Genomic DNA, 593 nt, shown 5'->3' with positions numbered 1-593 from the left:
CCAACGACGCGTTGGCCGCCGATCCGGCGGCGGCCTTCCGCGACGCGGCCGACCGGCGGTCGCTGCGCGACTGGGGCATGCTGCCCGCGCGGGCGGGCGCGCTCGCGCTCGCGCGGCCGGTGCAGACGCCGAACGCGATCTACGACACCGATGTCGGCCTCGCGTTCTACGACGATCCCATGTTCGGCTCGTACCAGCCCGATTTCGACCGGATCTTCGCCGATCCCCGCTATATCGACGCGGACCGCAACGCCGCGTATTTCGCCGGCCGCTACCGGGCCATCCTCGCCGCGCGCCGGCCGCTGGCCGCGTGGCGGGCGGCGGGGATGACCGATCCCGCCTTCGCCGCGACCTATGACGCCTATTATGCGGCGATCAGCCGGGCGCTGGCGGCGCTGGACGGCACGCCGCCGTGACCGCGCGGCATCTCGTCCTGATCCCGGCCTATGACGCGGGGCCGCTGCTGGCGCCGACGGTCGCCGCCGCGCTGGCGCACTGGACGCCGGTCTGGGTGGTCGATGACGGCAGCACCGACGGCGCGCCCGCCGCGCTGTCCGGCGCCATGGCCGGCACGTCGGGCCTGCGCGTGCTGC

At 75.2% G+C, this 593-nt stretch carries 2 protein-coding genes; both read left to right on the top strand.

What is annotated here, in order from left to right; genetic code table 11:
- The coding region (locus B8460_RS22300) for a hypothetical protein (protein WP_158322961.1) at window positions 1-416 on the top strand (416 nt) is incomplete at its 5' end.
- A partial coding sequence (locus B8460_RS17190) for a glycosyltransferase (RefSeq protein WP_048862845.1) occupies window positions 413-593 on the top strand: 181 nt, incomplete at its 3' end. The genes B8460_RS22300 and B8460_RS17190, both read left to right, overlap by 4 nt.

Source organism: Acidisphaera rubrifaciens HS-AP3 (assembly GCF_000964365.1).
Lineage (GTDB): Bacteria > Pseudomonadota > Alphaproteobacteria > Acetobacterales > Acetobacteraceae > Acidisphaera > Acidisphaera rubrifaciens.
Note: the sequence above shows the minus strand (reverse complement) of the source record. Positions and strands in the feature narration are given on the sequence as shown.